This is a genomic window from Paenibacillus sp. FSL K6-3182 (assembly GCF_037976325.1).
Lineage (GTDB): Bacteria > Bacillota > Bacilli > Paenibacillales > Paenibacillaceae > Pristimantibacillus.
Genome location: NZ_CP150265.1, coordinates 743,138 through 769,880, shown reverse-complemented (window position 1 = coordinate 769,880; position 26,743 = coordinate 743,138). Strand labels below are relative to the sequence as shown.

At 44.1% G+C, this 26,743-nt stretch carries 21 protein-coding genes; 6 read left to right on the top strand and 15 right to left on the bottom strand.

What is annotated here, in order from left to right:
* The first annotated feature begins 243 nt into the window (after window positions 1-243).
* Complete coding sequence (locus MHH56_RS03405) at window positions 244-1,356, top strand: LysM peptidoglycan-binding domain-containing protein (protein ID WP_339206616.1); 1,113 nt, start codon at window positions 244-246, stop codon at window positions 1,354-1,356.
* A gap of 53 nt (window positions 1,357-1,409) precedes the next feature.
* Here MHH56_RS03405 and MHH56_RS03400 read toward each other — a convergent pair whose 3' ends face one another.
* Window positions 1,410-2,165: a YheC/YheD family protein gene (locus tag MHH56_RS03400; RefSeq protein WP_339206615.1), complete on the bottom strand. Its 756-nt coding sequence runs from the start codon at window positions 2,163-2,165 to the stop codon at window positions 1,410-1,412.
* Window positions 2,166-2,518: 353 nt separating this feature from the next.
* Here MHH56_RS03400 and MHH56_RS03395 point away from each other — a divergent pair, with 353 nt between their 5' ends.
* The gene (locus tag MHH56_RS03395) at window positions 2,519-2,722 is read left to right on the top strand and encodes a DUF378 domain-containing protein (RefSeq protein ID WP_339206614.1); all 204 of its coding nucleotides are present in this window, start codon (window positions 2,519-2,521) and stop codon (window positions 2,720-2,722) included.
* A gap of 142 nt (window positions 2,723-2,864) precedes the next feature.
* On the opposite strand, the gene MHH56_RS03390 is transcribed toward MHH56_RS03395, so the two are convergent.
* From MHH56_RS03390 to MHH56_RS03380, 3 genes are all read right to left on the bottom strand, one after another.
* Window positions 2,865-4,481, bottom strand: a complete 1,617-nt coding sequence (locus MHH56_RS03390; RefSeq protein WP_339206613.1) for a hypothetical protein — start codon at window positions 4,479-4,481, stop codon at window positions 2,865-2,867.
* Window positions 4,456-5,172, bottom strand: coding sequence for an ABC transporter ATP-binding protein (locus MHH56_RS03385; RefSeq protein ID WP_339206612.1), 717 nt, complete (start codon window positions 5,170-5,172; stop codon window positions 4,456-4,458). Before MHH56_RS03385 ends, MHH56_RS03390 begins: the two co-directional genes overlap by 26 nt.
* Before the next feature lie 279 nt (window positions 5,173-5,451).
* Window positions 5,452-5,640, bottom strand: coding sequence for a CsbD family protein (locus MHH56_RS03380; RefSeq protein WP_339209488.1), 189 nt, complete (start codon window positions 5,638-5,640; stop codon window positions 5,452-5,454).
* 752 nt (window positions 5,641-6,392) lie between these two features.
* Here MHH56_RS03380 and MHH56_RS03375 point away from each other — a divergent pair.
* Window positions 6,393-9,866, top strand: a complete 3,474-nt coding sequence (locus MHH56_RS03375; protein ID WP_339206611.1) for a discoidin domain-containing protein — start codon at window positions 6,393-6,395, stop codon at window positions 9,864-9,866.
* Between the two features lie 178 nt (window positions 9,867-10,044).
* Here the strand turns inward: MHH56_RS03375 and MHH56_RS03370 are convergent, their stop codons facing one another.
* Complete coding sequence (locus MHH56_RS03370; protein ID WP_339206609.1) at window positions 10,045-10,578, bottom strand: SRPBCC domain-containing protein; 534 nt, start codon at window positions 10,576-10,578, stop codon at window positions 10,045-10,047.
* Between the two features lie 60 nt (window positions 10,579-10,638).
* Window positions 10,639-10,965 carry a metalloregulator ArsR/SmtB family transcription factor gene (locus tag MHH56_RS03365; protein WP_144376785.1) on the bottom strand — a complete coding sequence of 109 codons (327 nt, stop codon included), beginning with the start codon at window positions 10,963-10,965 and terminating at the stop codon, window positions 10,639-10,641.
* Between the two features lie 427 nt (window positions 10,966-11,392).
* Between MHH56_RS03365 and MHH56_RS03360 the strand changes: the two genes are divergently transcribed.
* Window positions 11,393-12,607, top strand: coding sequence for an S-layer homology domain-containing protein (locus tag MHH56_RS03360; RefSeq protein ID WP_339206605.1), 1,215 nt, complete (start codon window positions 11,393-11,395; stop codon window positions 12,605-12,607).
* A 176-nt stretch (window positions 12,608-12,783) separates the two neighbouring features.
* On the opposite strand, the gene MHH56_RS03355 is transcribed toward MHH56_RS03360, so the two are convergent.
* The 4 genes from MHH56_RS03355 to MHH56_RS03340 form a co-directional block, all read right to left on the bottom strand.
* Entirely contained in the window at window positions 12,784-13,239 is a 456-nt protein-coding gene (locus MHH56_RS03355) for a hypothetical protein (RefSeq protein ID WP_339206603.1), read from the bottom strand.
* Between the two features lie 102 nt (window positions 13,240-13,341).
* Window positions 13,342-15,174: an ABC transporter substrate-binding protein gene (locus tag MHH56_RS03350; RefSeq protein ID WP_076268688.1), complete on the bottom strand. Its 1,833-nt coding sequence runs from the start codon at window positions 15,172-15,174 to the stop codon at window positions 13,342-13,344.
* A gap of 125 nt (window positions 15,175-15,299) precedes the next feature.
* A complete protein-coding gene (locus MHH56_RS03345) occupies window positions 15,300-16,808 on the bottom strand; it encodes an ABC transporter permease (RefSeq protein ID WP_339206601.1) in 1,509 nt (502 codons plus the stop codon).
* Between the two features lie 14 nt (window positions 16,809-16,822).
* Window positions 16,823-18,199 carry an ABC transporter permease gene (locus tag MHH56_RS03340; RefSeq protein WP_339209487.1) on the bottom strand — a complete coding sequence of 459 codons (1,377 nt, stop codon included), beginning with the start codon at window positions 18,197-18,199 and terminating at the stop codon, window positions 16,823-16,825.
* Window positions 18,200-18,482: 283 nt separating this feature from the next.
* Between MHH56_RS03340 and MHH56_RS03335 the strand changes: the two genes are divergently transcribed.
* On the top strand, window positions 18,483-20,219 hold the full coding sequence (locus MHH56_RS03335; RefSeq protein ID WP_339206600.1) for an ABC transporter ATP-binding protein: 1,737 nt from the start codon (window positions 18,483-18,485) through the stop codon (window positions 20,217-20,219).
* A gap of 227 nt (window positions 20,220-20,446) precedes the next feature.
* On the top strand, window positions 20,447-20,770 hold the full coding sequence (locus tag MHH56_RS03330; protein WP_076268675.1) for a 2Fe-2S iron-sulfur cluster-binding protein: 324 nt from the start codon (window positions 20,447-20,449) through the stop codon (window positions 20,768-20,770).
* 221 nt (window positions 20,771-20,991) lie between these two features.
* On the opposite strand, the gene MHH56_RS03325 is transcribed toward MHH56_RS03330, so the two are convergent.
* The 5 genes from MHH56_RS03325 to MHH56_RS03305 form a co-directional block, all read right to left on the bottom strand.
* Complete coding sequence (locus MHH56_RS03325; protein WP_339206599.1) at window positions 20,992-21,432, bottom strand: hypothetical protein; 441 nt, start codon at window positions 21,430-21,432, stop codon at window positions 20,992-20,994.
* Window positions 21,433-21,899: 467 nt separating this feature from the next.
* Complete coding sequence (locus tag MHH56_RS03320; RefSeq protein WP_339206597.1) at window positions 21,900-22,610, bottom strand: lysoplasmalogenase; 711 nt, start codon at window positions 22,608-22,610, stop codon at window positions 21,900-21,902.
* Window positions 22,611-23,195: 585 nt separating this feature from the next.
* The gene (locus MHH56_RS03315; RefSeq protein WP_339206596.1) at window positions 23,196-25,148 is read right to left on the bottom strand and encodes a M56 family metallopeptidase; all 1,953 of its coding nucleotides are present in this window, start codon (window positions 25,146-25,148) and stop codon (window positions 23,196-23,198) included.
* 2 nt (window positions 25,149-25,150) lie between these two features.
* A complete protein-coding gene (locus MHH56_RS03310) occupies window positions 25,151-25,513 on the bottom strand; it encodes a BlaI/MecI/CopY family transcriptional regulator (protein ID WP_339206595.1) in 363 nt (120 codons plus the stop codon).
* Between the two features lie 92 nt (window positions 25,514-25,605).
* Window positions 25,606-26,532: a hypothetical protein gene (locus tag MHH56_RS03305; protein ID WP_339206594.1), complete on the bottom strand. Its 927-nt coding sequence runs from the start codon at window positions 26,530-26,532 to the stop codon at window positions 25,606-25,608.
* Window positions 26,533-26,743: the final 211 nt, after the last annotated feature.

Sequence of the window (26,743 nt, the reverse complement as noted above, 5' to 3'; positions counted from 1 at the left end):
ATCTTGTATAGAAGCATAGTGTAAAATAACCATTGTTGTATGTATATTGCCATTTAAACTGGTCTTTTTGAGCTAAGTTCTATTAAATACTTCATTTTTTGGCGCTATGCACAAATTGGTAGTATATGCGAGCTGCGTCCGGAGCATTTTGCATACTGTTGAAATGGCTGTTTAGTCCCATTCCACATGTTGGAACATGTCGGATAAAATAGAATCAAGTTGAGAATAAAGGGGAAAACGTGCTTGAATCAGAAAATTACACGCAGCAATAACCGTCAAAAAGGCAGCTTTGTATCTTTGAAAAAAACGACTCTCATCATCTACTTAGCAATCGTCATTATTCTCATTGGAGTCTGCGGAGTTCTGTACGGCAAATATTTGAGTGTGGTTGATTTCAACCTGCAATCCGCTGTTGCTAATAAGCTAGAGCAATCAAATGAGCAAGCGCTCAATAATGAAACCGCTAACTCGAATTCAAGCAAAAATGAAAATGGCGGGCTTGAAACGATTGTAGACGAGCTTATCCCCGCAGGATCTGTAGACGATGAAGAAAAACAAGAACCAACTGAAGAAAAACAGGATACCAATACCGGTTCCAAACCTGTTGAGACTAATAATCCAAATCCACCGGTCAAAGAGACCGTTAAAACACCTGACACTTCTAAGCCCGCTGTGACAGAAAAGCCCGACAAGGTGGAAAAGCCTGTACAAGAACCGAAGGACAGCGACAAGACAACAAGTTCCTCCAATGAGACGATAAAGCTTCCAACTACCTATATCGTTCAAAAAGGCGACACCTTAAGCTCAATATCAGAGAAATTTTATCAATCGAAAGACCACTATGCACTGCTTGCAGAGCATAACCATATTTTGTTTATTAATGATATGAAAGCTGGAGATAAGGTAACTATTCCGGCATTATCCTCTGGCACTGGATCAACAGGCGGCAACTCGCAAGGGACAAAGGATTATTCCAAAATCACCCTGCCAGCAACCTATTTGGTACAGGCTGGCGATACCCTCTCCAGCATATCCAAAATGTTTTATAAATCCGCGGAATATGTAAGTTACATTGCGCAGGAAAACAAAATTGACAAAAACGCCGGATTGAAAGCAGGCAGCAATCTCATCATTCCTTCTCTTAAAAATTATAAGAAAGAGGAAGATGATAACTCATGGGGCGTATCTCCAGGTTTTGAGACAGTAGATCATACCGTTAAAAACGGTGAGACGCTTTACAGCATTTCCAAAACCTATTATGGCTCTAACAAATACGCAATGTTTATTGCCGACTTCAATCAAATCGTAGATATTGATAATGTAAAAGCCGGCACGGTATTGAAAATCCCTAAATGATTAGCTAAAAGAAAAACGACGCCCTCTTTCGCGAGAGGCGTCGTTTTTTTTGTCTATTTCTTCCTTCCATATTGCTTGGCATAAGATGTAATGCGTCGATACATGCTTTTGTCCTTTAAATGCTTCAGCGGATAAAACTGCGGTCTCGTATTTACCTCTAGAATCCAGGCATTTCCGGTTTTGTCCAAGGCGACATCGAGGCCCAGCTCGCGAAATCTACTTCCATGTCTATCAAATATACGTCCAACTGATCTGCCAAGCCTCTTCAGTTCTGCTTCCTTTCTTTTTACTCTAGCATAACTGAACCCTGCTTGAGAAAGTGTATTCTGGAAATATCCGATCTGGCCGCCTTGGTGATAGTTTGTTGTAACTTTCCCCCGCTTGCCTATTTTCGTGAAGAGCGCACTGCTCTTCCATATGCCGTTGTTTGTCTTTTGTACCATGACCCGTATGTCGAAAGAGTTGCCATTCACAGTGGCAAGATGAATGCCTTTTTGCAGCAAATAAGAACGTTTCCTCGCATGCCTTTTCAATTTTCCATAAAGGTTGTCGAGCGTGGAGCAGTGATTTTTTTCGGAGTTGTGTTGCATCTGATAACCATTTCCCTGCTTCTTTATCCGTATAATATTAAAGCCGCCTGAACCAGTGGTCGGCTTGAAATAGACAGTTGGATATTGAGAAAGGATCGTACTAAGATTCCTTCGGTTAAAGCGCAGCGTCTTAGGAACGTACGCTCTTACATCTGCATTCTTAAGCAGCCATTTCGTTTTTGTCCACTTGCTCTTAATAGTGGTACTCTTGTAGTTCATAATGTACATTCCCTCCTTATCCTTAACATATGAGGAGGTATGATTGTCTGATCGTGCTCTTGTCTAGTCGGTGATAGATATCTCTGCAGCTCACTTTAATGGAAGCATGATTCCATAATTTAATATGATCGTTCTCCTTCATCGCAGTGCGAAGAAAAGCGAAGAAAATCTATCCGTTCTAACTTGGTCAAACACTGTAAAAAATGCGATACATGTGTTTAAAGGATGAGGCTTGTATGGCATATCATGCGGCAGATACTCATAATCCTATAGTAAACAACTAAGAATCAGCGCACATCCATCAGGCTTTTCAGCAAAAAAGTTAGGAAACCCCATTAAGGAGGTTAATTCTGATGAAGGCACTTAACGTAATTAGTCTTATTCTGATCATCCTAGGCGGCTTAAATTGGTTATCCGTGGGCTTATTCAATTATGACGTCGTCAGTGAGGTTTTTGGGGGAACAGAAGAGGTTGGATCACGAATTGTATATATCGTCGTCGGTGTCGCTGCGCTTTACGCTCTATCCCTTTTTGGAAAGGTAACAAGCGAGGACTAACGAATAACGGCAGTAACGACAGGTCACGCCTGGCTTAGCCAGGCGTGACCTATCGTTGTTTACTATAATCTTGTGACGATGTAGGAGAAACTTGCAATCCTTTTTTTAAAAATTCATTCTGCAAGCAAGAGCATCATCATTCTTATCTCACTCGAAACGTTCTCGGCCCGTACCTGCGGACAAGCACTGGCGCAGCAGCTAAGTAAAGCAGCGTCAAAGCAGCTATACTCACCGTAAATGGCACTATCGGAATTCGCAAAAAGATACATGCCCCGCTAGCTGCTGATATCCCCATATTCACTATATAATATAGCGGGTTTTTCACATTCAGCTCTGTAGAATACGGTTGAAAAATATAATACATAAACAAATGATGTATGGTGAAAAACACGGCCAACGAAATAACACAGATCCAAAGCATGAACAGTTCTCTGTTTAGCCACTCCCCGCCCGCTGCTGCGATAATTGCTGTTAGTGACACCCCAAAAGCAGCGGCAATACTCAGGTTCAAGCCCATCATTTTTTTTAGCCGAATGAGGAAATGACCAAATGCCGAGCCGCGATAGAAGCTATAACGCATTAGGCTAAGATCACAGTTGTAGAACATGGCCTTGCAAATGTTTTCTCCAACGGACATGTAATACATAATCAGAACTAAGAACGGAAATACCGTTCCCGCATTCCATTTTAGACTCTGCAGCTGCTCTTGGAATAGGAAGGTAAGCAGAACACCCACCACACCGAAAGCACCAACGATAACTAATCGTTTGTTAACCGGGCTGCTGATCAGGCTGCGATGCCGGAGAAAAAATATAGCGTTCAAATACGCATAACCTTTTTTGCCGTCTAACTGGCCTTGCTCGTTTACATCTATAATATAATCGCTATCCTTTGATTTGACGCTCTTCTTCTGTGACTCTGTAACCATACGACCTAGATCGAGCAGAGGGTCATCCCTTTTAGTTGCCGCATCAACTACTCCACTGTAACCGGTATAACGGGCCAGTTGAAAGACAGCAAACAAGCCTACAGCTATAATGACAATACAAACCGGCAGACTCAGAAGAAACGTACCCGTAAACGGAACCTTGCCGAGCAGCAGTGGCAAATACGCGCCGGCATAACCAATTAAAATAATCATCCATACGAGAGCTGTTTGTTTAATCAGTACAATGCCCGTTTTCTCAAAAAGCTTGAGATGTGCATACTCCGCAAGAACTCGCCACATTGTGACCATAATGGTTAGCAAAATCGCTTGCAAAATGGAGACTCCCGCGAGTGATCCGAACAAAAGCATGGCTGGCAGTAGATATAGCAAAAAGGTTGTATAACGATAGGCAAGTGACACCTGCATGTATCTTTTTCCAGACAGCCTCATCAGCTTCACCGCTACGTACTTCTCTCGCTTTGGTTCGAGCACAGTCGCGCTGCTGATCGCTGCCACAACAAAGCTGATGATTGCAAAAATATGTACAAACTGCTGGTGCTTTTCTTCCTCTGACAATCCCACAACGAATTCTGCTATAGGCAAGTAAATAAGTATCCCCAAATACGCGAATCGAAGCATGAATCCCCACAGCTGGGTAATTATGAGCGCTATAATAGAAACGGCTTTTTTGAGCCCCAAATTGGCATAGAAGCTATTGTGGACCAGCTTGCCGAGCAGCGGCAGCTTCTGAATATAATAAATGAGCATGTTTGCCGTAATGGAGGTTCGAATGGCGAGCAGCGTGTTAAGCGTTCTCAGCATGGGCTTCATCCTTCAGCAGGTTAATGACGGATTGCTCAAATTCCGCGCTATGCAGCAGCTCTGACGGCACGGCAGACAACTTCCCTTTGTTCAATACAACCAGCTCATCGCATAGATCTGAAGCTAATTGCAAAATATGCGTAGAGAATATCAGAATGTGATCACTCTTCATCTCCCTCAGCATGTTCTTCATCTCCAGAGCAACAATAACATCGAAGGAGGTAAGCGGCTCATCGAGCAGTATAATTGGCGGTTTCGTTATGAGAAACAGCAGCATTTGCAGCTTATTCTTCATGCCGTGTGAGTAGCCTTTGATCAGCAGATGGCGATCCTCCATTGTCATGCTCATCATGTCAAAATAATAATCAATGCTCTTATCCATCTGCAGCTTGCCTTTGTTAATATCCATAAAAAACTTCACGAACTCATAGCCCGTAAGAAATTCGGGAAGAATCGGCAGCGAGTATACGTATCCGACATCCTGCTCGCTTAGCTTCCTCGTGTGGCCATCCACCTCCAACAGCACTTGCCCGCAATCCATGTCCTTCTCTCCGCTCAGACAGTCGAACAGCGTCGTCTTGCCTGCACCGTTTCGGCCAAGCAGACCATATATTTTACCTTTCTCAAAAGTAAATCCGGCTCCTTGGAGCACTTGTTTATCCTCAAATTGCTTGACGATATCTTCAATAATCAGACGCAATTACAGCTCCTCCATTCATCCCGCATTTTTCATCTCCTATTTTGTACGGTAATGGGAACGAAAGGTCTCGAATTGTAAGGCTGCTGAAGGAAAATGATATGTAAATACATAGAATTACTTGCATGAAGTAAGTACAAAAAGAGCAGCCAGCCTCCCTTCGACGGGAGAGCAGACTGCTCCTCATTATAAAATTCTGCTGATAATGATTGGTACCTGAACACCGCTAAGCAGCCCTTCCGCAAACCTATTGGCTCAGATGCATACATTATCGTCCATTCGCTACTTGCTGATTTTTTCCTTCAGTTCGCCAAGCTTCTCCTGTGCAGTACCTTTCAGCTTATCCAACTTGCCTTCAGCCTGCAGCTTCTTGTTATCTGTCGCTTTGCCGTAGCTATCCTTCATTTCGCCTTTGCTTTGGTTCGCAATACCCTTCACTTTATCTTTCAGTCCGTTTGTATTCATCTTCATCATCTCCTCGATAATTGTATGCTTCTTCTTACCTCCAAGGTGTGATTTTGAAACAGGGCTATATTGGAAGTCGGTAGTTTTACGGATGAATTACCCTTTATTTAGTCTATTAAATATTCAAAATAAAGCTCGTTCACAATGTCATTTTTGATATCGATATAGAGATTAGTGGTGTGCGTGAACCGATAGTCGAGTGTAAATAAGCGCAGAAGTGCACCTGTTTTTAACAAACGAGATGAAAATGATTCGAATAGGTGTATAAATGCATCTAGTTGAACAAAATTGAAAAGTATTTAGTTAAATAAGTGCATTTATGCTCTTAGATTCAGCTACTGCTGACTGATGTGCACATTTTGCCAACCTGCTTTGCAGGGTTAAATTCATTAGACATTGACTTGGCAAGTTTTTTCATAAAGCGTAGCTGCTTATTCTCAATTGAAAACCTCTAAATATATAGCCCCCGTTTATCTAAACAATAATATTACACACGATAATCGTAGGAATGCATATTCAGCAAGCTGTATAACTGATTTATGCTAGTACTATAATTTTGTTTGCAATATCGTTTGATCGTGCAATATTATCCGCCTATTTTGTAAACCAATATTAAATAAATATTGGTTTTATTGCATTGCCGTCTAGAATCGTGATGGCTTCACACATTTAAGGAGGTGATTAAGAAAGAATGTAATGATGTGCAAAATTGAAAGCGCATTAATTCGAAGTTAAAACATCTGACTAGGAGGTTTTTTATGTTATCAATGAACGAATTGGTAAAAAGAAATCCATTCGTCATCATGTCTTTGGCATTTGTTTTATTGCTGTCGCAGCTCACGCTGTACCCCTCCGTATCTTCAGCCGCTGGAGGCCCAAATCTTGCTCTGGGCAAAGTTGTATCAGCCAGCGGCTATGCCGATGTGTATGTAGCGAGCAACGTTAATGACAACAACCAGGGTACCTATTGGGAGAGTGTAAACAATGCATTCCCACAATGGCTCCAAATCGATCTTGGTGCGAATACGAGCATCGATCAAGTTAAACTAAAGCTGCCTGCGGGCTGGGAAACACGTTCACAAACCTTAGCTGTACAAGGCAGCACAAACGGCACAACGTTCTCTAATATTGTTGGTTCTGCATCCTACACATTCAATCCAGCAGTGAGCAGCAACACCGTGACAATCAACTTTACAGCAACCAGCACCCGTTATGTTCGCTTAAACTTTACGGCTAACACGGGTTGGCAAGCCGGACAAATTTCTGAATTCGAAATTTACGGTTCCACAGTAACGCCAACACCTACTCCTACTCCTATACCAACAGCTACTCCAACCCCTACACCTGTGCCTACACAAACGCCAACGCCAACGCCAACTCCTACACCTACGATTACGCCTACACCTACAATTACACCGACGCCTACAATTACACCAACGCCACCTGCTGGCGGCAACTTAGCTCTAGGTAAATTAATCACTTCCAGTTCTACCGTCCACACATTCGTAGCAACGAACGGCAACGACGGCAATACGGCTACATACTGGGAAGGCGGCAGCAATCCTAGCCAATTAACCGTCGATCTCGGTTCCAATCACAACATCACATCGGTTGTTGTGAAGCTAAACCCGTCTAGCGAATGGGGTACGCGAACCCAAACGATTCAAGTGTTAGGCAACACTCAGAACTCTTCCACATTCAGCAGCTTGGTTTCCGCGGCATCTTACACGTTTAACCCTGCTAACGGCAACTCGGTAACGATTCCGGTAACCGCTACGGCGAAACAGGTCCAATTGAACATAACGAACAACTCCGGCGCTCCTGCTGGCCAAGTAGCCGAATTTGAAATCTATGGCGCTCCAGCTCCAAATCCGGATCTTACGATTACAGGAATAACTTGGACGCCTACAGCTCCGGTAGAGACGAATGCGATTACCCTTAACGCATCCGTTAAAAATATCGGCACTGCAAACGCCCCTGCGACTACAGTCAATTTTTATCTTGGCAACGAGCTAGCAGGATCTGCTCCAGTAGCCGCATTGACGGCTGGCGCTTCAGCTACCGTATCGCTGAATGCCGGAGCAAAAAATGCTGGAACCTACGCCGTTAGCGCCAAGGTCGACGAGAGCAATGCGATTATTGAGCAGAACGAGACTAACAACAGCTATAGCAACCCGACTGCATTAACCGTAGCTGCCGTGTCTAGCTCCGATCTAATCGCAACCGCCTCTTGGAATCCAAGCAATCCAAGTGCAGGCAATACAGTAACCTTTACCGTAAATCTTAAAAACCAAGGGAACATTGCTTCCGCCGGTGGTGCTCATGCCATAACATTAGTTCTTAAAAATGCTGCTGGCGCAACCATTCAATCCTTAAATGGTTCCTATAATGGCTCATTAGCTGTAGACCAATCCGTCAATGTCAGCCTGGGGACTTGGACTGCTGTCAATGGCAGCTACACAGTAACTTCCTCTGTTGCAGCTGACACAAACGAAGTACTCATTAAGCAAGCTAACAACTCAAATACAACAAGCCTTTATTCCGGCCGCGGCGCTAATATGCCGTTTACCATTATTGAAGCAGAGTCCTCTTCCAATACAACGAACGGAACAAAATTAGCTCCGAACTTCAAGCCTGGCGATTATGCGGGTGAAGCTTCTGGACGGTCCGCCGTGCATCTTGATGCAACAGGCGAATATGTAGAGTTTACGCTGACTTCTTCGGCTAACGCTTTTGTCCTTCGCAACGCAGTTGCAGAAAATACGACTGGAACGATTAGTATTTATGCTAACGGTGTGAGTAAAGGCAAATTCACGGTAACCTCCAAGTTCTCTTACGTCTATGCAACACCAAGTACGCTTGGCCGCCTGGGTTACGACAATGCGCCTGGGGCAGGATTAACTGCTTACTGGCTGTATGAAGATTCCCAGTTGCTGCTTGACCAAGTGTATCCAGCAGGAACAAAGATCAAAATTCAAAAGGATGCTGGTGACGTATCAGCAATCTATGTTGACATGATTGAAACCGAAAATGTCGCTCCTCCAGCTGCCAACCCTGACACGACTAAATATATTTCGGTTTCCTCTTCCAAATCCATAGAGCAGGCGCTTAATGAATTTAGACAGGATTCCACGAAAAAGGGTATTTACATCCCTGCAGGCGAATGGGTGATCAACAGTAAAATATTCCTTTATGGACGTGCAACCGAAATCATTGGTGCTGGACCATGGCATACCAAATTGGTTGCGCCACAGAACCAATCCAATACAGATGTAGGTTTTAATATTGGCTCTACCGCTAACGGTTCAACGATTAAAGACCTGTCTGCATGGGGCAACTATGTATACAGAACTGATGGTCCTGGTAAATTCATCGATGGCAACGGCATGCAGAACGTAACCGTTCAGAACGTCTGGGTTGAGCACTTCATCTGCTTATATTGGGGCGTGAATTCCTCCAACAACACGTTCAAAGACAATCGTATCAAAAACACATTCGCGGATGGAATTAACATGACCAACGGCTCATCCTATAACGTAATTGACAACAACTATTCAAGAGGCGCCGGTGACGATGCCTTCGCCTTATTCAGTGCGGTTGATGCAGGCGGTTCCTACAATGTAAGCAACAAATACACGAATCTTACGGCAACCTGTGTAAGACGCGCAGCAGCTTTTGCCGTATACGGCGGCTCGGATAACCTATATCAAAACCTCTATGGTGCAGATACGTTGACTTATCCAGGCATTACCATCAGCAGCTTAAGCTTTGGTTACAACACATTAGGATTTGGTGATAAGGACACTGTAATTGATGGCGTAACATTAGACCGTACGGGTGGAGATTTCTGGACCAGCGTCGGCGCTGATGACAAAATCAATGAATATCAAAACTTTGGCGCTATCTGGTTCTTCGGAGGAGACAGAACCTTCAAAAACATTCTCGTAAAAAATGTGGACATTAATAATCCTGTGTATTTTGGTTTAATGTTCCAGACAAAATCGCCAGAGAACCTTGCTATGCAAAACGTTCGCGTAGAGAACGTTAACATCAACAACCCTTCCCGCTACGGCATCAAGCTCGTGGTCAGAGGAGAACAAGGCCAAGGGCCAGCTGTCGGCGGAGCAAGCTTTACGAATGTGAAAGTGAATAATCCAGGTGTCGCAGCCATTTATGGTGAAAGCGGCAGCCCGAACTTTACAGTGACAAGAGTATCCGGAAACAACTGGTAATCTAGCGTAATGAAGAAGAAAACAGCGTACTCGGGTAACTGAGTACGCTGTTTTTTTCTAGCTCCAAACAATTTATAGGTAATAGTATCAGTTTAAAATCCCAAGTTAAGGCGACGTATCATACGGTCTCTTTTCTATTTTTATTAATTCTTCTTGTGAAAATACACGCCTTTATTCCTTAATTGCTCTGTTGCAGCTTTTCCAGATGAACATCCAAGTTTTCAAACGTTTGCGTTATACCTGGAATCATTCCCATATCAATCACCGTTTGCAAAGCTTCTGGCGATGCATATTTCGCGGTGTTAACTAGCTTCGTCTTGCCATCTTGCTCAATAAAATCGAGTGTAACCATCATTTGCGGCATATTTTCCGCAACATTGCCTTCTGCATCCGAGAAACAATCTCTATAGACGATCTGCTCCGGTGCTGTAATCTCCTGATAGAATGCTTTACCCCACGATTCCATACCGTAGAAATCGCCTTGGTTCTTATCTTCACACTTCATGCAATAATGCCAAGTTCCACCTGGACGAAAGTCGACGTTGCATACAGGTATAGTCCAGCCTTTTGGTCCCCACCAATGTTTTAAATGCTCTGCCTCCGAGAAAGCTTTAAATACAAGCTCGCGCGGTGCTTGAAACACACGCTCCAATATAAGTGTGCTGCCTTCTACTTTAGATACCAATTGATTAGTTAGGTTAGGGTTAGTCATAATAAACATCCTCCTCAAATTTGTTTATATCATTAATCCGTTTATGTCTTATTGCTAATCTTACTTATCTGTTTCCTTGTTTTGCAGCTCCAATAAATAATCGTCCAGCCGATCGTAGCGTTCCTCCCACATACGTCGGTATGATTCCAGCCAAGCGTCTAATTCCTTAAACGGATCAGGACGCAGCTTGTATATACGACGGTTAGCAATCGCCTGCACCTCAACAATACCGGCCTCGCTAAGGACGCGCAAATGCTTGGAAGCTTGGGGCTGCCGTAAGCCAAGCCTTTCAGCAATCTCCCCAACCGTTAGAGGACTCGCTCGCAATAGGTCAACAATCTGCAGGCGGTTAGGCTCAGCCAAGGCACTCATAACGTTAGCATTCATAAGAAAAACATCCATTCACTTGATTTAATTAATTCATCCTTCTTCTAAAGCAAACATTGCTTTATCGAATCCTTTAAGCCTCCCTCCTTGTATTTCCTTTTGTTGAATTGAATATACCACAACGGGAATATTCATGTAAAGGAATATTCAAAATATTTTTAAAGCTTGCTTATGTTCCATGAAATCAACCGAGTAAGCTGTTTACATTACGCCACGCTTACGCAACCAATGAAAGACCCCCACCGCTTGCCTTGCCACAGCTATTTTAATCTACTCCATTACATCGCCTCATCTAATTCTGTTTAAAGAAGAATAAATCAAATCGCTGTTTTCACTCGCAGCTATCAGTTAAAATACTATACTTTCCGATATAACATTAGGAAGTTTTTAACAATATAAAAAACGGTATTTAATTGGATTCGGAAGGATGAATTTTATGTTTAAGTTTAAGCGTATAGTTACATGTCTGATCATCGTATCTTCATTATTTTGGGTAACAGCAACAGCAAATTTGAATGCTCAGGATCAAAAAGATGACGAAAAATACGATTTTCTCATTATCAAGCCCTATGGAATGAAAGGACACTGGGCTGAGCGTCTGTTTCAATGGGCTATGGCACAAAATATTATAAATGGATACCCTGACAGCAGCTTAAAGCCTGACGAGCCAATAAGTGAAGCAGAGTTTTTAAAAGCTCTTTATAGAGCCTTGGGTATGGCTTTGCCATCCGCAAGTTCCCCTGAGGGTAATGATGATTGGACAGACGGTCCCTATCGCCTGGCAGAGAGCTTTAATCATCCTACATCCGGCGCTTCGAACCATAAGCTGCGAATGGAGCCACTCACGAAGTCGCGAGCTTCAGAAATCATTTGTGCCGTGCAAGGGGTTCATTATGAAGGTGAAGACGCCGTTGTTTACCTCATTGGAAACGGTATGGCTAACAGTGATGCTATAACGCCAGAGCAATTCAATGGACAGGACTCTTTTTCACGAGCAGAAGCCATTCAGTGGATTAGACAACTCTCCTTTAAAGGAGTACTGGATATATTAAAAAGGCCAACCGCTCCATCGGATCGCACACTTCTACCGTCTTTACCATCTGCAGCCGTCCAGCGTATTCCAGATTTCAGCGCTGAACCTGTCACGGGAAATGACTTCAATTTATTTGGAAATAGTCCTTTTACTGAGGTGAAGATAGGAGATTCAAAAAAAACAATAGAGGAGCTATACGAGGTTTCGGATGATAAGGATGTCTTTAATAATAACATTTACCCTTTATTCTCAGCTCACTATAACAAAGGTGGGTTGATTGATTCTTGGAAAATAGATGAAGACTCTATTGAACTTACCAATGCAAATCAGTCATTACGTACATATAAGGGGATTGTCCTCGGAGAAAGCACAATGTTCGATGTCCTTCGCCTATATGGAACTTTTGGTTTTTATGGAGACCAATCAGCTACCTATTTCTACGAGAAGACCAACGACGGAAATTACCGCGACATTTCCATTCATGATAAGCTTAACAACCCTGATAATATGTATTCAATATCGTTCATATTCGATAGGGAGAGCCATGCTGTTGTCTATGTCTCGACTTCTTGGTTCCCCTATTATTATTTCGGATGGGAAGATGTTTAATGTTATACAAGAAACCCAGTACCGATGCGGTACTGGGTTTCTTGTATAGGTATAACATTCGTTCCAAAACCCTATAAGAAAAGCACTTTTTTAAAAAAGCATCCTTCTTATAGGTCACAATTCTGTTCACTGAAACCATAATTATTAATTATTCCATTTACAATACCAGCTAATCCTTAAGCTCTAACAGGTGCCACCTTATACGAGGCTCTACCGTCTGAATCTTGCTCCCCCTCATGAGGGGATACGCCCCAGCCGAATGAAAGAACGGAAGCGAGACGCTGTGCTTCCACTTCTGACAAGTAGGCGATGACCGCTTCGTTCTCCGGCTCCAGAATAAGCTCTGCTTCTTGCTTCAGTGCGACAAGTATCCAGCTGTGAATGCCGCGTATCGTGTTGTACTTGATTTGATAGCCGTTTGTTACAGCTTGTACGAAAGTATCTTGCTCCTCATTCGCCAAAGCGGTTAATGCGGTGTATTCGAAATGGAACTTACTTTCATCTGTCGGCAAATTGCCAGCCTGCACTTTGCTAATCAGTTCATCATTTGGCCAGCCGTAAGCCTTCAGTGATTCCAGCATCAAGGCATCCCATTGTGAAAGCTTCGTTTCGGGCTTGAGTGTGTCAGCCATTCGTAATCTCTCCTCTATGCTCGCGTGTGAGCAGTCCTATGTGAAAGAGACTGCCCCGGTCATCATGGATAACCGGAGGCAGTCTCTTGCCAATATTAAAAGTTACTTGCTTGCTTTGTAGGCGTTTAGGAATTCTTTCGCTTTCGCCGGATCAGCTTTCAGCTCCATGCCTGTATTCACAAGCGGGCTAAGCGTGGAAACGGCTTTGAACTTGTTGCCATTGTAGAATGCCAAGATTTCATCCTGGTTGATGGAGTATAGAACTGCTTTCCGCAGGTCTGCGCTTTCTGCAACTGGACGATTTTTTGTATTGAACAGCAAGTAAGAAACAGCATTGCTTTGTACGGTTTGAAGCGCCAGCTTGCTGTCGCCCTTCACAACGTCAAATTTCGTCTCGGATACGCCGTAGTAGATGTGAATCTCACCACTGCGGAGCGCGGACAAGCTGCTGTCTGCGTCTTTGATAAAGCGGATTTTAATATTAGCGATATTCGGCTCATTTTCTGTACCCTTCATATACGCAGGGTTTTTGTAGAAAATTGCCTCGTAATCATTTTTGGAGGACAGGATGTAAGGACCGCTTGTAAACAATGTGTTGTTATACGCGCTGCCTTCTGTTACCGTATTTTGGTCGCCGTAAGGAATATCTTTGTTCACATCGAATTTAGCTACATCGTACGTGTTGATGCTCTCTACTTGTTTCTTGGACACGATACCTGCCGATTGGTGAGCCAAGTAGTTCAGTACTTGCGGGAAAGGCTCAGTCGTCGTAAGCTTAACGACTTGGTATTTACCCTCTTTGTTGTTCGCTTGCTTCTTATCCGATACGAGAGCGGAAATTTTTGAACCAAGACCTTTTTCAAGAGCTGCTTTTACTGTGTCGCTGCCACCGGAAACCTTAACCGCATCTAGTGCTGCAGCATCCGTTACAAGCTCTACGTTATTGATATGCTCGTGAAGAGTAAACGTACGGTGGTCAGGTACAGAGTTTTTGTCCTTCGCGCGGTTCAACGAGAAGATTACATCGTCAGCACCAACGCGTTCGCCAGTATCTACTGCGAGCTTGTTTTTGATTTGAGCAAAATTAATATCGTCTCTTAGGATAAAGTAATAATCGGAATTGCCATCAGCAATCGCATGATTCAAAGATAGGGAACCTTCGGAAGTGATTTTATCATCATCTGTTAGATTCACTAGACGCACATACATATTCGTATTAATAATGTTGATGGAGCCGTCGTTGCCTTTGATTGGATCAAGCGACGTCAGTGTCGGCATAGTTGATTGAAGCACTAGCGCATCTTTTGCACGCTTTGAAGTGTCTTTAAAATCAACATCTTCCCAAGGAAGGGAACGTGACTTCGAGATGCGTACGGAATCCTTGTTCAGTACGTCTTGATTCAAGGCCTGTGCTTTCAAGGAGTTGTATAGCGGCGCGATATAAGCCTTGTCAAAGACAAGCTGCTGCTCGAATTGCTTGTACGTTTCTGTGTACTCTTCTGGCGTTTGAGCACCAGCCGCATCAATCAATTTATCGATTTCCGGATCAGCAAGGATGCTGTAGTCTCCGCCTGTTTTGAAGAGCGAGCGTACTGCATAGTCGGGGTTACCTGTAACGGTAGTCCAGCTGGACAATGCGATGTCATAGTTGCCAGCGTCCTGCTGTGATTTGAAGCTGCCGTAATCGGCTTGTAGATTCAATTTCACTTTAAAGCCGTTTTTTGTAAGCTGATCGCGAACAATGTTAAGGTCAGCCTCGTTTGAGCTCATGCCAAGCAATTCTATATCTACTGGGTTACTGTCAACGACTGCCTCTGTTCCTTGCGTTGGTGCTGGTGATTCCTTCACGTCGTTCTTTGTTGTTAATTTGCATCCGCTGAGCATAATCGAAAGACTGATTAGCAACAATGCGGCGAATTTGCCTTTGTTCTTCATGATAGTAGTCTCCTCCTGTTTTATCTTTATCTTGTATGTTAACTCACATTCAGTTATCGCCCATTCCTGTCTCGTAACGTAGAAGTCGATGGAATATGAATGAGGTTAAAAAAGGGATGAAATGTTTAATCCAGCTTCGGATCCAGCGCATCGCGCAAGCCGTCGCCAAGAAAGTTGAATGAGAGTACAAGCGCGATAATCGCAAGTCCCGGATAAACAGCCGTATAGGCATGCGTTTCCAGATATGCGCTTCCGAGCTTTAATATATTTCCCCACTCCGGAATATGCGGTTCGACGCCAAGCCCCAAATAACTCAAGCTGCTGGTCGAGATGACCGCAGTACCAATCGTCAGCGTAGATTTTACAATCATCGGCGCGATGGAGTTAGGTACGATATGCTTGAACAAAATAGTTCGGTCACTGGAGCCGAAAGCTCTAGCAGCCTGTACATATTCCAGCGTAGATACGAGCATGACATTAGCTCTCATTGTCCGGGCATAAGTTGGAATCGCACCTACACTTAATGCCAAAATTAGATTGACCGTGCTTGCGCCAAATGCCGCAATAATCGCAATGGCAAGCAGAATGCCAGGAATCGCATAGAGGATATCTAATATCCTCATAATAATATTGTCCGTATGCCGCCCATAATAGCCAGAGACTGCACCTAGAACGCCCCCAATCAAGACGGGGATGAGCGTTGACAACAAGCCAACTGCCAAAGAGATTCGTGCGCCGAAGACGATACGAGAGAACAGGTCTCTTCCGAAGTTATCCGTTCCTAGCGGGTAAGCCAGCTCAGGAGACTGAAGAATTAAGCTGTAGTTGTTCTCAACCGCAAGGCCGTAATCAAAGGTCAGGTAACTGGTTATGGACAGCGTGAGCAGGAACAGGATAAAGAGCAGTCCAAGCATGGAAGTCGAGCTTCTCGACAAACGCTCCACAACTTCTCCAAGCTTAGAGCCGGATGAATACCCCTTGTCCCGCAGCTTCGCAATCAATAATAACCCTAGAAATAATGCAAACAAGTTGCCGGATACCGAAGTTAAAATAAGAATGCCAGCAACGATTCCCATCCAGCGCGGCATCGCTGCTTGATCTGCATACTTAGCGACCAGCAGCAATGCTGCGAGCTGCAGGAGCGCAGCAACGATCAATAGAAACATACCGATCATAAACCCGTTAGCCACATAAGGCTTAAACAAGTTAAGGGCTGATACTGCGAATACGAGCAGAGTCGTAAGGAGCGAATAAACAGCTAACGTATACGCCGCGCTTTTTTTCTGCTTGATGAGCTGGAACGCCGTGGTTGCCACGAATACATTCGCGGTTAGAAGGCTTAACAGCAGTACATAACCAAGCATCCTTGTGGAACGTCTGATCGCGCCAAAACGGATAAGATCGCTTCGAATGAGCGCCCATACCGCCAGCTCGAGCAGAGCGAAGGCAAAATATGCAATGCTTGCAATGAGTACTGCAGGCTTAAATGACCCGTCACCGGGAACATAACTGTTTAGCAGAAGAACAAGACCAAGCGCCAGGGATACGATGCCAGCGAAGCTTGCCTGACTGTATTCTTGGCTCGATTTCAGCCTGAACTTGACTTCTTGCTTGCTGATAGTAGGATTCGTCAAGAGTAGCACCTGCTTTAGTATTGTTTCATTTTCGAGCGGATTCGAGGATCAAAAAACGCATACATCAAATCGACGATAACATTCACGATCGAGATGGTAATGGCTGTATAGACGACCCCGCCCATCACGCTAGGAATGTCGGGAATGAACTGCTTATCAACGATATAACTGCCGATACCGCTAATATTGAATACCTTCTCTGTAACCGCCGCTCCCCCGAGCATACCGCCGAACTGCAAGCCAATGACAGTAATAATTGGGATAAGCGCGTTGCCAACGGCATGCTTCCAAATAACACTTTTGCGGGCAAGCCCTTTGGCCCTTGCGGTCGTAATGTAATCCTCATGAATAACTTCAAGCGTCGATGAGCGGGTCATTCGGGCTACGGCAGCCGTTAGCCCTGTGCCTAGAACGACAATCGGCATAATCGCAGACAGCCAGTTCTCAGGGTTATACGTTGCAGGCAGCCATGGAAGCTTAATTGAGAAATTCAAAATAAATATAAGCGCCTGCCAGAAGTTCGGAATCGACAATCCGAGCAAAGCAATGAACATAAAGGTATAATCAAAAAAGGAATTCGGTCTCGTAGCCGAAATAATGCCGATTGGCAAAGCGATCAATACTGCGATCAGCGTCGAGATAACCGTTAACGTGAGCGTCACCGGAAATTTATTCGCGATAGCTGCAGTAACATTCTCGTTGCCTGCAAATGACTTGCCGAGATCGAATGTAAATATACCTCTAATTGTGTCCCATAACTGGACAAGATAAGGTTGATCCAATCCGTACAGATGGTTGAAGGCTGCGATCTGCTCGGCAGTCGCTGTCTCTCCTAATAAGTTAGCCGCTGGATTCATCGGCGATATATACAGGATTGTAAAAACGAGAAAAGCGACGCCCAAAATAACGAATACTGACATCACGATTCGTTCCGCAACGTATTTCAAGTAAGGCATCGAGTAAATGGCCATCAACACATACATTGGAAAACCGATAATGAGTGATAAGATGAAGAAAGCCGGATTCAAGGCTAACGCATGATACGTATCGCCAAATGAAAACTTCAGCCCGTTCTCGCTGGCAAGCCGTTTGTCCAGCTCATGGTTGAACGATTCATTAAATTTGATCTCAGCCAACCGGTTCGCTTCCAGCTCGGTTTGCTCTGCGCTGACGGTCTGCCCGAAGAAACGATGCTTTCGGACAAGCTGTTCCTTAACCTCGATAAGCAGCTTATCCCGGTGCCCCGTTGCAAGCAGCTTGCTCCTTGTCTCCTCGGCGATTGCTTTGTAGCCGTACTTGGTTTTACGATATTGATGAACGCCATACACGATGGCAGATACAGGAGCTCCTAACAGCAATATAAGCAGACTGTAGGCTGGATGTAATAACATTTTGCGGTAGATGGCGGCGATATGATCAACAAAGCCATTACCCGTAGCAGTTGCGTGCCCTTTCAAGCTAGTCCGCTTCCTTTCCATCTAGTAATTTTAAATTGCATTATTCCGATCAATATAGTAGATTTTATTTTATGGACTGGAATATGTCAATAACTTATAACTTTGTTACTTACTTTTTTTCATTATACATGATATAAGGAATATCAGGTATAAATAAGAATCTCTCTTTAAATTACCCTAATCTCAATTGGAAAACCACAGAATTGCAGGTGCATATATGGATACATTATTACAAGTTAACGATTTATCGGTTTCTTTTTTCGCCCGTAACAAAGAAATAGAAGCGGTACGTCACGTCAGCTTTGAGGTCCGTAAAGGCGAAACGCTCGGCATTGTAGGCGAATCCGGCAGCGGAAAGAGCGTTACCGCGCGTACAATTATGAGGCTTCTGCCATCTCCCCCTTCCATGGTGAAGAACGGTGAGGTGCTTTTTCAAGGACAAAATTTAGCCTTTAAAACCGATAAAGAAATGGAAGCCATACGCGGAAGAGATATCGGGATGATCTTTCAAGATCCCATGTCATCGCTCAATCCGACCATGCGGATCGGCAACCAAATTGAAGAAAGCTTGATCAAGCATCAAAAGCTGGACAAGAAGCAAGCTCGTACTGAAGCGATCGAGATGTTGAAGCTAGTAGGCATTCCGAACAGCGAAGCCCGCTATCATCAGTACCCTCATGAATTCTCTGGCGGGATGCGTCAGCGGGTCATGATTGCCATTGCGCTAGCATGCCGTCCTTCGCTGCTAATCGCAGATGAGCCGACAACGTCGCTTGACGTTACCATACAGGCACAGATCCTTAACCAGATGAAGGATATACAGAAGCAGCTGGGAACCTCCATTATTTTAATTACGCATGACCTAGGTGTCGTAGCCGGCATGTGTGATCGCGTCGTCGTCATGAAGGACGGAGAAATCGTCGAAACAGGAACAACGGAGCAAATCTTTGCTAGTCCCCAGCATCCTTACACTGTTAAGCTTCTCCATGCATTGCCTCGTTTAGACGAGAAGAAAAAACCGAAGCCCATCCCTGCGATTATTCAGCGGGAAGAAGGCGTGCCTTTGCTGCAGGTCCGTTCATTGAAGCAATATTTTGATATGGGCAAAGGGCAAATTGTTAAGGCCGTTAATGATATCAGCTTCGATATACAGGCAGGTGAAACTCTCGGAGTTGTCGGTGAATCGGGCAGCGGAAAGTCAACGACCGGCCGCACAATTCTTCGCTTAAATGAGGCGACGGGCGGCGAAGTGCTTTTCAAAGGAATACCGCTTCAGCAATTAAATCGCTCGGAGATGAAGACGATGAGACGTCATATGGGTATGATCTTCCAAGACCCGTACGCCTCACTAAATCCAAGGCTTCGCATCATTGATATTATTGGCGAAGCGCTTGACGTACACGAAATAACGACCTCCAAACGGGATCGTCAGAAACGTGTCGAGGAGCTGCTTGAGATGGTTGGGCTAGATCCTTCTCATGCCATGCGCTACCCGCATGAGTTTTCCGGCGGCCAACGGCAGCGGATCGGCATTGCGCGGACGCTCGCTGTAGAGCCTGAATTTATCGTCTGCGACGAGCCATTGTCCGCACTCGACGTTTCCATTCAAGCACAGATTGTGAAGCTGCTCGAGGAGCTCCAACAAAGGCTTGGTCTGACATACCTGTTCATCGCCCATGATTTATCGATGGTGAAGCATATTAGCGACCGCGTCGCGGTTATGTATAAAGGGAAGATCGTTGAGCTTGCCGAAAGCGAGGAGCTTTACGCGAATCCGATCCATGCTTATACGAAGTCACTTTTGGCGGCAATCCCAGTACCCGATCCGAAGGTTGAATCACAGAAGAAGCTGGTGGTGCATGAGGAAGCTGCCAAAGCTGATCCCTACGAGCTCGAACACTCCGAATTCGTGGAAGTGAAAAAAGGCCACTGGGTGGCCGTTGCAACCAGCTAAGCTGGCGACATTAAAGAATCGTGCCCCGTTAGATGAATGATCTTTCGGGGCACGATTCTTTTTATTTTAGCCATTTTCCCCATAAGAAGGATACTTTGAAAAAAGTACCCCTCTTGTGGGTCTTCGTTCTGTTAAGGGCTATAATATTGGACTTATTCAACAAGATAATGGTTTAATATAAGCTGGTTAGGTAATATGAGGATGAACAATTCGAGGAGGAATGGCAAATGCCAACGGTTCAAGTAGAAGGAAGAAACGCCATTCAGGCAGTTGAGGGCACAAAGCTTGTGCTAATGTTAGAGGATAATGGAGTCGACGTCCTGCACCGATGCGGCGGGAACGTTAAGTGTACGACATGCGCTGTAGAAGTTCTCTCTGGAGATGCAGGCGAGATGAGCGAGGCAGAAGCGACAGTTCTTCGCAACAAAGGAATCGAGGATGCAGCTATTCGTCTATCCTGCCAAATTCGGCTGCATAGCGACCTATCGGTCCGGCTTATTAAGACAGCGACTTCTACTGGCCTGGAGCCCGGCACTCGTCCCCAAGATTAATCATTTTCCCACGTTATATGGTGATGAAAAAGTAAGCTTCGATCATAACAATAAGAGAACTAACACCATCTGGGTCATATCTACGGCATTAAGGGCTTTTAGCCCTTTTTTGTTTATATTGGTAGAAATAATGAATAGACCGTGCCACCCAAACAAGGAAATGAGCACGGCCTTTTTGCTAACAGTACGGTTGTTATATCTAGTGAGTACACACATTTAGCTTATGTTTTTCTGCATTTCCACGACTGTTTTCTCTTACACTTTCTATTGACTTTAACACCTAACTCTACAGCCGTTATAGAAGTTATTTTAATATATGCTACGACACCTCTTACATTAATAATGACGTTGCCATCTGAAATGCCCAAATAAACGCCTACATGCGATGTTCCATCAAAATGAATCCGAACATTGGGTGTTCCTACACCAATTCGCAAAAGAATTTTTAAAATATTGCTGTTGCTTCCACTGCTTTTACCGCAGCAGCATTTATGGCCTTCGCTCTTGTGACCTTCATTTTTGTGGCCTTCGCTTTTATGTCCTTCGTTTTTGTGGCCTCCACTCTTGTGGCCTTCGCTTTTATCGCCTTGGCTCCGGTTCTTTGAGCATGTGCAACCTGAGCTTCGGTCTCCTCCGCTCTTGCTTCCCCCTGTTCTCATCATTCCTATCATCTCCTTAATATTAGTAGAATTACTACTATCATATGGAGATTAATAGATTTTGGTGTGTATAAGGCAGCTCAATGGGTTGGGAAGGCATATAAACTGCTCATGAGGAGAATAAGACATGGGGAATAATGTTAAGCTTTGGAAACCATTATTCAACAATAACACTAAGATAAACAACTCCAAACGTCTAATTGCCCCCAATCGGTTCGTTCCTCCCGGAGCACATATCGATACCCAAGCAAAGGCCAACAAGCTGCGTAGAGTTCCAAGGGATAGCAGAGAGTTCTCGCGCGAGGTTCGCCGTGTAAATCGCGAGTTCCCTCCATCCTATAACTCGCTTTTCGGTACTCATCGCTGTTCATGTGGGATCTCCTACGACCGCAAGCGCTTTTGGATCAGGTGTCAGGCGACACCTGTTCTCGATCCAATTTGATTCACAATCATCAAGTTCGTATTCTTAATCACAGAGGGATGTTCTTAGGCTTAGCGGCCGCCGCTCCAACATTCTTGACCTTCTGTACACTTGAAGCAATCAACAATTGAGCTGCGAAGTAAGTAGACATAATAAGGAGACCTGAATAAGGAACATCTGCGACAAACTTATTCCAAGCAAGTATCGAGTCCGATGCAACGAATAGGATCGCACCAACAATCGCAAACGCATTGCGGCTCATAATTGCCGTAAAGCACATCGCTCCAATAACGGTAATGTAGACAACGACGGGAATCCATAACCCGCTTAAGCTTTCATCCCCCGAAATACGCTCATAAAAGCGACTGCCCAGCAGCACCGAGTAAATGACGATAATAAAGCCTGCAAGCACACCATACCAGCTCATTCGCGATTGCTGCTTAAACCAACCAGTAACCATTGCAGCCACATAAAACAAATGCCCCGTTAGAAATGCACCCAATCCGAACACAAACCAAGGATCATCGGGAAGCAGTAGAAACGCATCTCCCAATAGGCTAAACAGCAGCCCTGTCAGAATCAGCTTCCTATAAACCGCTTGGTCACGTCCATCTGGTACACTGCGAGCAACGAGCGTAATAATGAGTGCCATTGGCAGAAGCTTGAATATCCAATGCAGCACCGTACTGTCCACTGATAACGTCGCAAGATGAATTAAACCTGTACACATAATAAGTCCCAGCAGCCAACTTCTACGCATATGCGATCCCCCTTATTCCATCACTTTACCCGAACCTAGATACGATGTAAACGCTGACATAAACATGAATATTTTTGCTTATTCAAAGTAGAACAAAGGTATGAAATAAACGAAAATAGAGAACGATTAGTCTTTTTTCGTACCTTATCGCCATTCTTTAATTTAAAAAAGGGCTATCCCAAAAGTAGAATTACCTACACTTGGAACAGACCCAGCTTTGTTTTTTGATGAGCTTACCCAGAAGGATTTCCTTCTCTTACTATTCCTATAGCTTACGAACCTTATAGCTCTTATTTATGCCATTGGTAGTCGATTAAAATTGTAATGAACTCCAGAATCGTTAATTCGAGATAAACAGCTCATAACACCTAATAAAGCATGTTATAACGTTATCCAGGTTCGTTAATATGAAATAGTTGTACTTTAATGCACAATAAGGGCAATACGGTTCGTTAGAAAAATGATTTTGAGATGGAAATTGCATTATAGCAGTGAAAGCTGCATCCTCAATTATCGTGATCTGAGCTTCTACCTTCTATGCCTATGAGGCTTTCATAATACCTATCATTGCGTTCGTCTTCGTCTTTACTCATTAGCTGCTGCACCTAATAAGATCTGTCCTTTCTCATAAACAATATCCGATATAAAATCCGATTTCTTCTTATCGAAATGAGCAAAATCTATTAGATTTGATATGTCTGCCCCATATAGAGATAGACTGCCGTCACCATGATCCACGAGGGTCATGTCCTTATTCATATTTGTGTAGGGTAAGGTTACAATTTGTTTGGTAGACGGGTTAAAATAAGCCGCATGAGAGCGATGAAGGCCAGAACCCCATGAGTATGTAAAATACAATTCGGAATCCCCGTCGTTATCCAGATCGGCTAGAGCCATGCTGATTACGCCTAGCCCGCCAAACCACTCGCCAAGAGGATACACAACTCCCTTATATAACAAAAATGATGCGGCAGATTTGTCATATTTGAAAATACTATACTCAGAGTTTTCACTAATAGATTGCGGTGTGATGTTATAACACTTATCTGTGTCGTAGCCTGAATTAAAATCCTTTTGCAAAGCTAAAAAAGCATCAACACCGTTCTGAGTTCCCACTATAGATTCCGATTCTACTATCTCCTCGTCTAGCTTCGAAATTTTGTAGATGCTCCAAATGTATTCGCTCTTTAGAGTATTGACGTTATCCTTATTTGTTTTTGCCAGCCACACCTCATCATCCAGTAGAAAAAGACGATATTCAGGATCAACGGCCGAATCTGTTAGTACGTATTCATATCTTTCTTTATAGCCTAAAATATTAGGAACATTAATGCTAGGCATAAAGCTTTCATTAAACTTTTGCACATCTAAAGCCTTCCGTTCATAAACAGCCTTCATTTTCTGTTGATTGCCGGCTCCGTCGGTTATAATAAGCGAGTTTTCGGTAAATGTATAGTACTCCTTAAACCCATCGACAGCTACAAACGAGCTCAGTAAATTCATATACACCTGTTCTTCAAAGCGATAGCTGCCATGCGGTTCTCCAGTCTCTTGCAACGCCCCATTCACGATTGGATTCGTTGCACAGACGGCAACAGCAATTATACAAGCAGCGGCTGAGAATACGATCACCCGTTTTTTTGGCGTCTTAAAGCGTAGTATATTTTTGACGCGCTCACGGATGCCTGTCTCTCCAAAGGCTAGCGGACTAGCAGACGGTAAGCGACGGTTTGCCGCAAAGGCTAGCAATGACGTGCAATAATCCTTCGCGATTCCCGAACCCGTCTCCGATAGCACCTTTTCATCGCAGCTCATCTCCATGTCTTTGGCCATTAATATAAAGGCAAGCCAAGCAAGCGGATTAAACCAGTGAAAAGCAAGAACCACAAAGGCAAGCGGCTTGATTAAGTGATCTTTCCTCTTTAAATGGTAGGCTTCATGCTTCAGAATGTAGACTCGTTCTTGCTCCTGAAGCCCAAAGGGAATATAAATTCGCGGTTTGATAAAGCCGAGAATAAATGGCGACCGGATGTTGTCGGACTCGAATATATGTTTATCCAGTAGGACCGCTGTAGCCATGCGGCGTTTCAATCGGAAATAGGTCACCAAGCTGTAAACAAGCAGCGCAAGAACACCTAAACGCCAAAGAACTGTACCGATTTGTATCCATATTTGCAAAGGATTTACGCTAGCAGTCGGGTTAGCTTGCGGCAGCGTGTCGCTTATCATGACATTTACGGTCGGTATGCCTACCGTCATTCCCGGCTTCTCCATATAGCCGATGTCCGCTGGGACATAGCTCAGTGCCGCTTCGCCGCTCTTTTGCGCTGCGGTCATATCAAAGGGGGGAGCATTAAAGAGGCTGAGCTCAGAGGAAATAGACACCGGACAAACAAGGCGGAACAGTACAATCGCCCATAGCAAATAGGAATATTTTTTTGGTGCCCGTTTCAACAGCAGACGGATGAGAAGCACGGCGATAATGACATAAGACGCAGTGAGGGACATATTGAGTATTTTTAGAAACAACATTTCCATACTCAACCCTCCTTATGCTCATCAATTAGACGCTTTAGCTCATCAGCTTCCTTATTGGAGAGAGCTTTATTGCCGAAAAAAGAAACAAGAAACTGGGGCAGCGAGCCCTCAAAAGCCCGCTCAATAAAATGCTCGCTTTCGTACGCCTGAATCTGCTCTTTTGGAATAATGGAGCTTACAATTGTATCCTCATTTTTAAGAAGTCCTTTTTCACACATTTTCCGAAGCACGGTATAGGTGGTTGGCTTCTTCCACCCGAGTTTCTCTAAACAAAGAGTTACCAGTCTTCCGGATGCCACCGGCTCGCTCTCCCACACAACTAGCATAAAGCGATAATCACTTTCACACAGCTTCAAGTTACTCATAATAACCTCCCCTATCTGGTTTATAATCGTAAACCTTTGTAATGAGTTTATAACTATAAACCAGATTAGTCAATGAAAATAGGAGAGCAAGGCTAAACCACTTCTTCAACCGACACCAGGTACAACAAGCTTCCTTCACTGAAAAGCACTCGATTCTCTCGAAAATCCTGTGTTAACGGGACAAGCGGCTCGCCTTTTTCATTCAGAAAATGGATCCGGCACCCTGCGGATAAGCTCCCCGGTTTTTCATTTTTCTTAAGAATATAAGTTGAGTGTTTTCCGTAGCCGCCATCGAACAGAAAGTGATAACCATCCGTACAAAACCCCGAAGAGCCGGAAATCTCAGGATTTATAAAGATAACCTTGGGCTGCTCGATTCCGCCGGAAATACAGCCCAGCAAAAAGTCCGTATAATAATAAAACCAAACTTCCTCATCGTTAACTGCATTCAAAGCATAACAATCGGCGATATCCGACACTTGGTCCTCATACAATTTGTTGCCGTTCTCATCCCAAGCCAGAAGACCTTGCGCACCTATAGGTTTATCCCAACCGTTGTTTCCAAACACGCCTTCGTCGAAATAACTGGTCCAAATAATCCCTTTCTCCGTCACCTGAACACTTTGAATGCCGTCTCCAAGCAAAAACTCTCGGATCGTATTCCCTTTAAAATCACACACTTTAGCGTTCAGGTCATATTTGCCTACCCCATAGTAAGAGCAGCGCGCTCCGACTAACAGTAGACGATTATGAAGCGGCTGGACATAATGATAATTGAAATGTTGATCCGCAATCACCACTTCATCAACATAATCTTTTTCTACGAGCAGTACCTTGTAGGTATATGTTTTCCTTAGAACCGTTTGGACGAACATGCCTCGTTCCCGAACGGGGATCTCGTTAATGAGCAAAACATACATGCAGCCATCGGAGCCAATTTGTGCCGAGACAATCTTGAAACCATCCGTATACGCAGAAATATCAGCAAAAGGTTGAAGCGCCACCGTTTTATTAAACATGCCCATTCCTCCTTAAAGACAGCTATAAAACAAACTAACTTCTGTACTTATAACTGAATTATGTCTGAGCAGAATGCTCCTGAACATGGCGAAAGTATGGCAATGGAAAAAGTGTTACATGAAGCCCTGCTGCATGATCCTTCATGATCATAACGATGAAAGTTAGACCTGACCTTAGCAAAATTTGTTTTTAGGCATCAAAAAATACAGC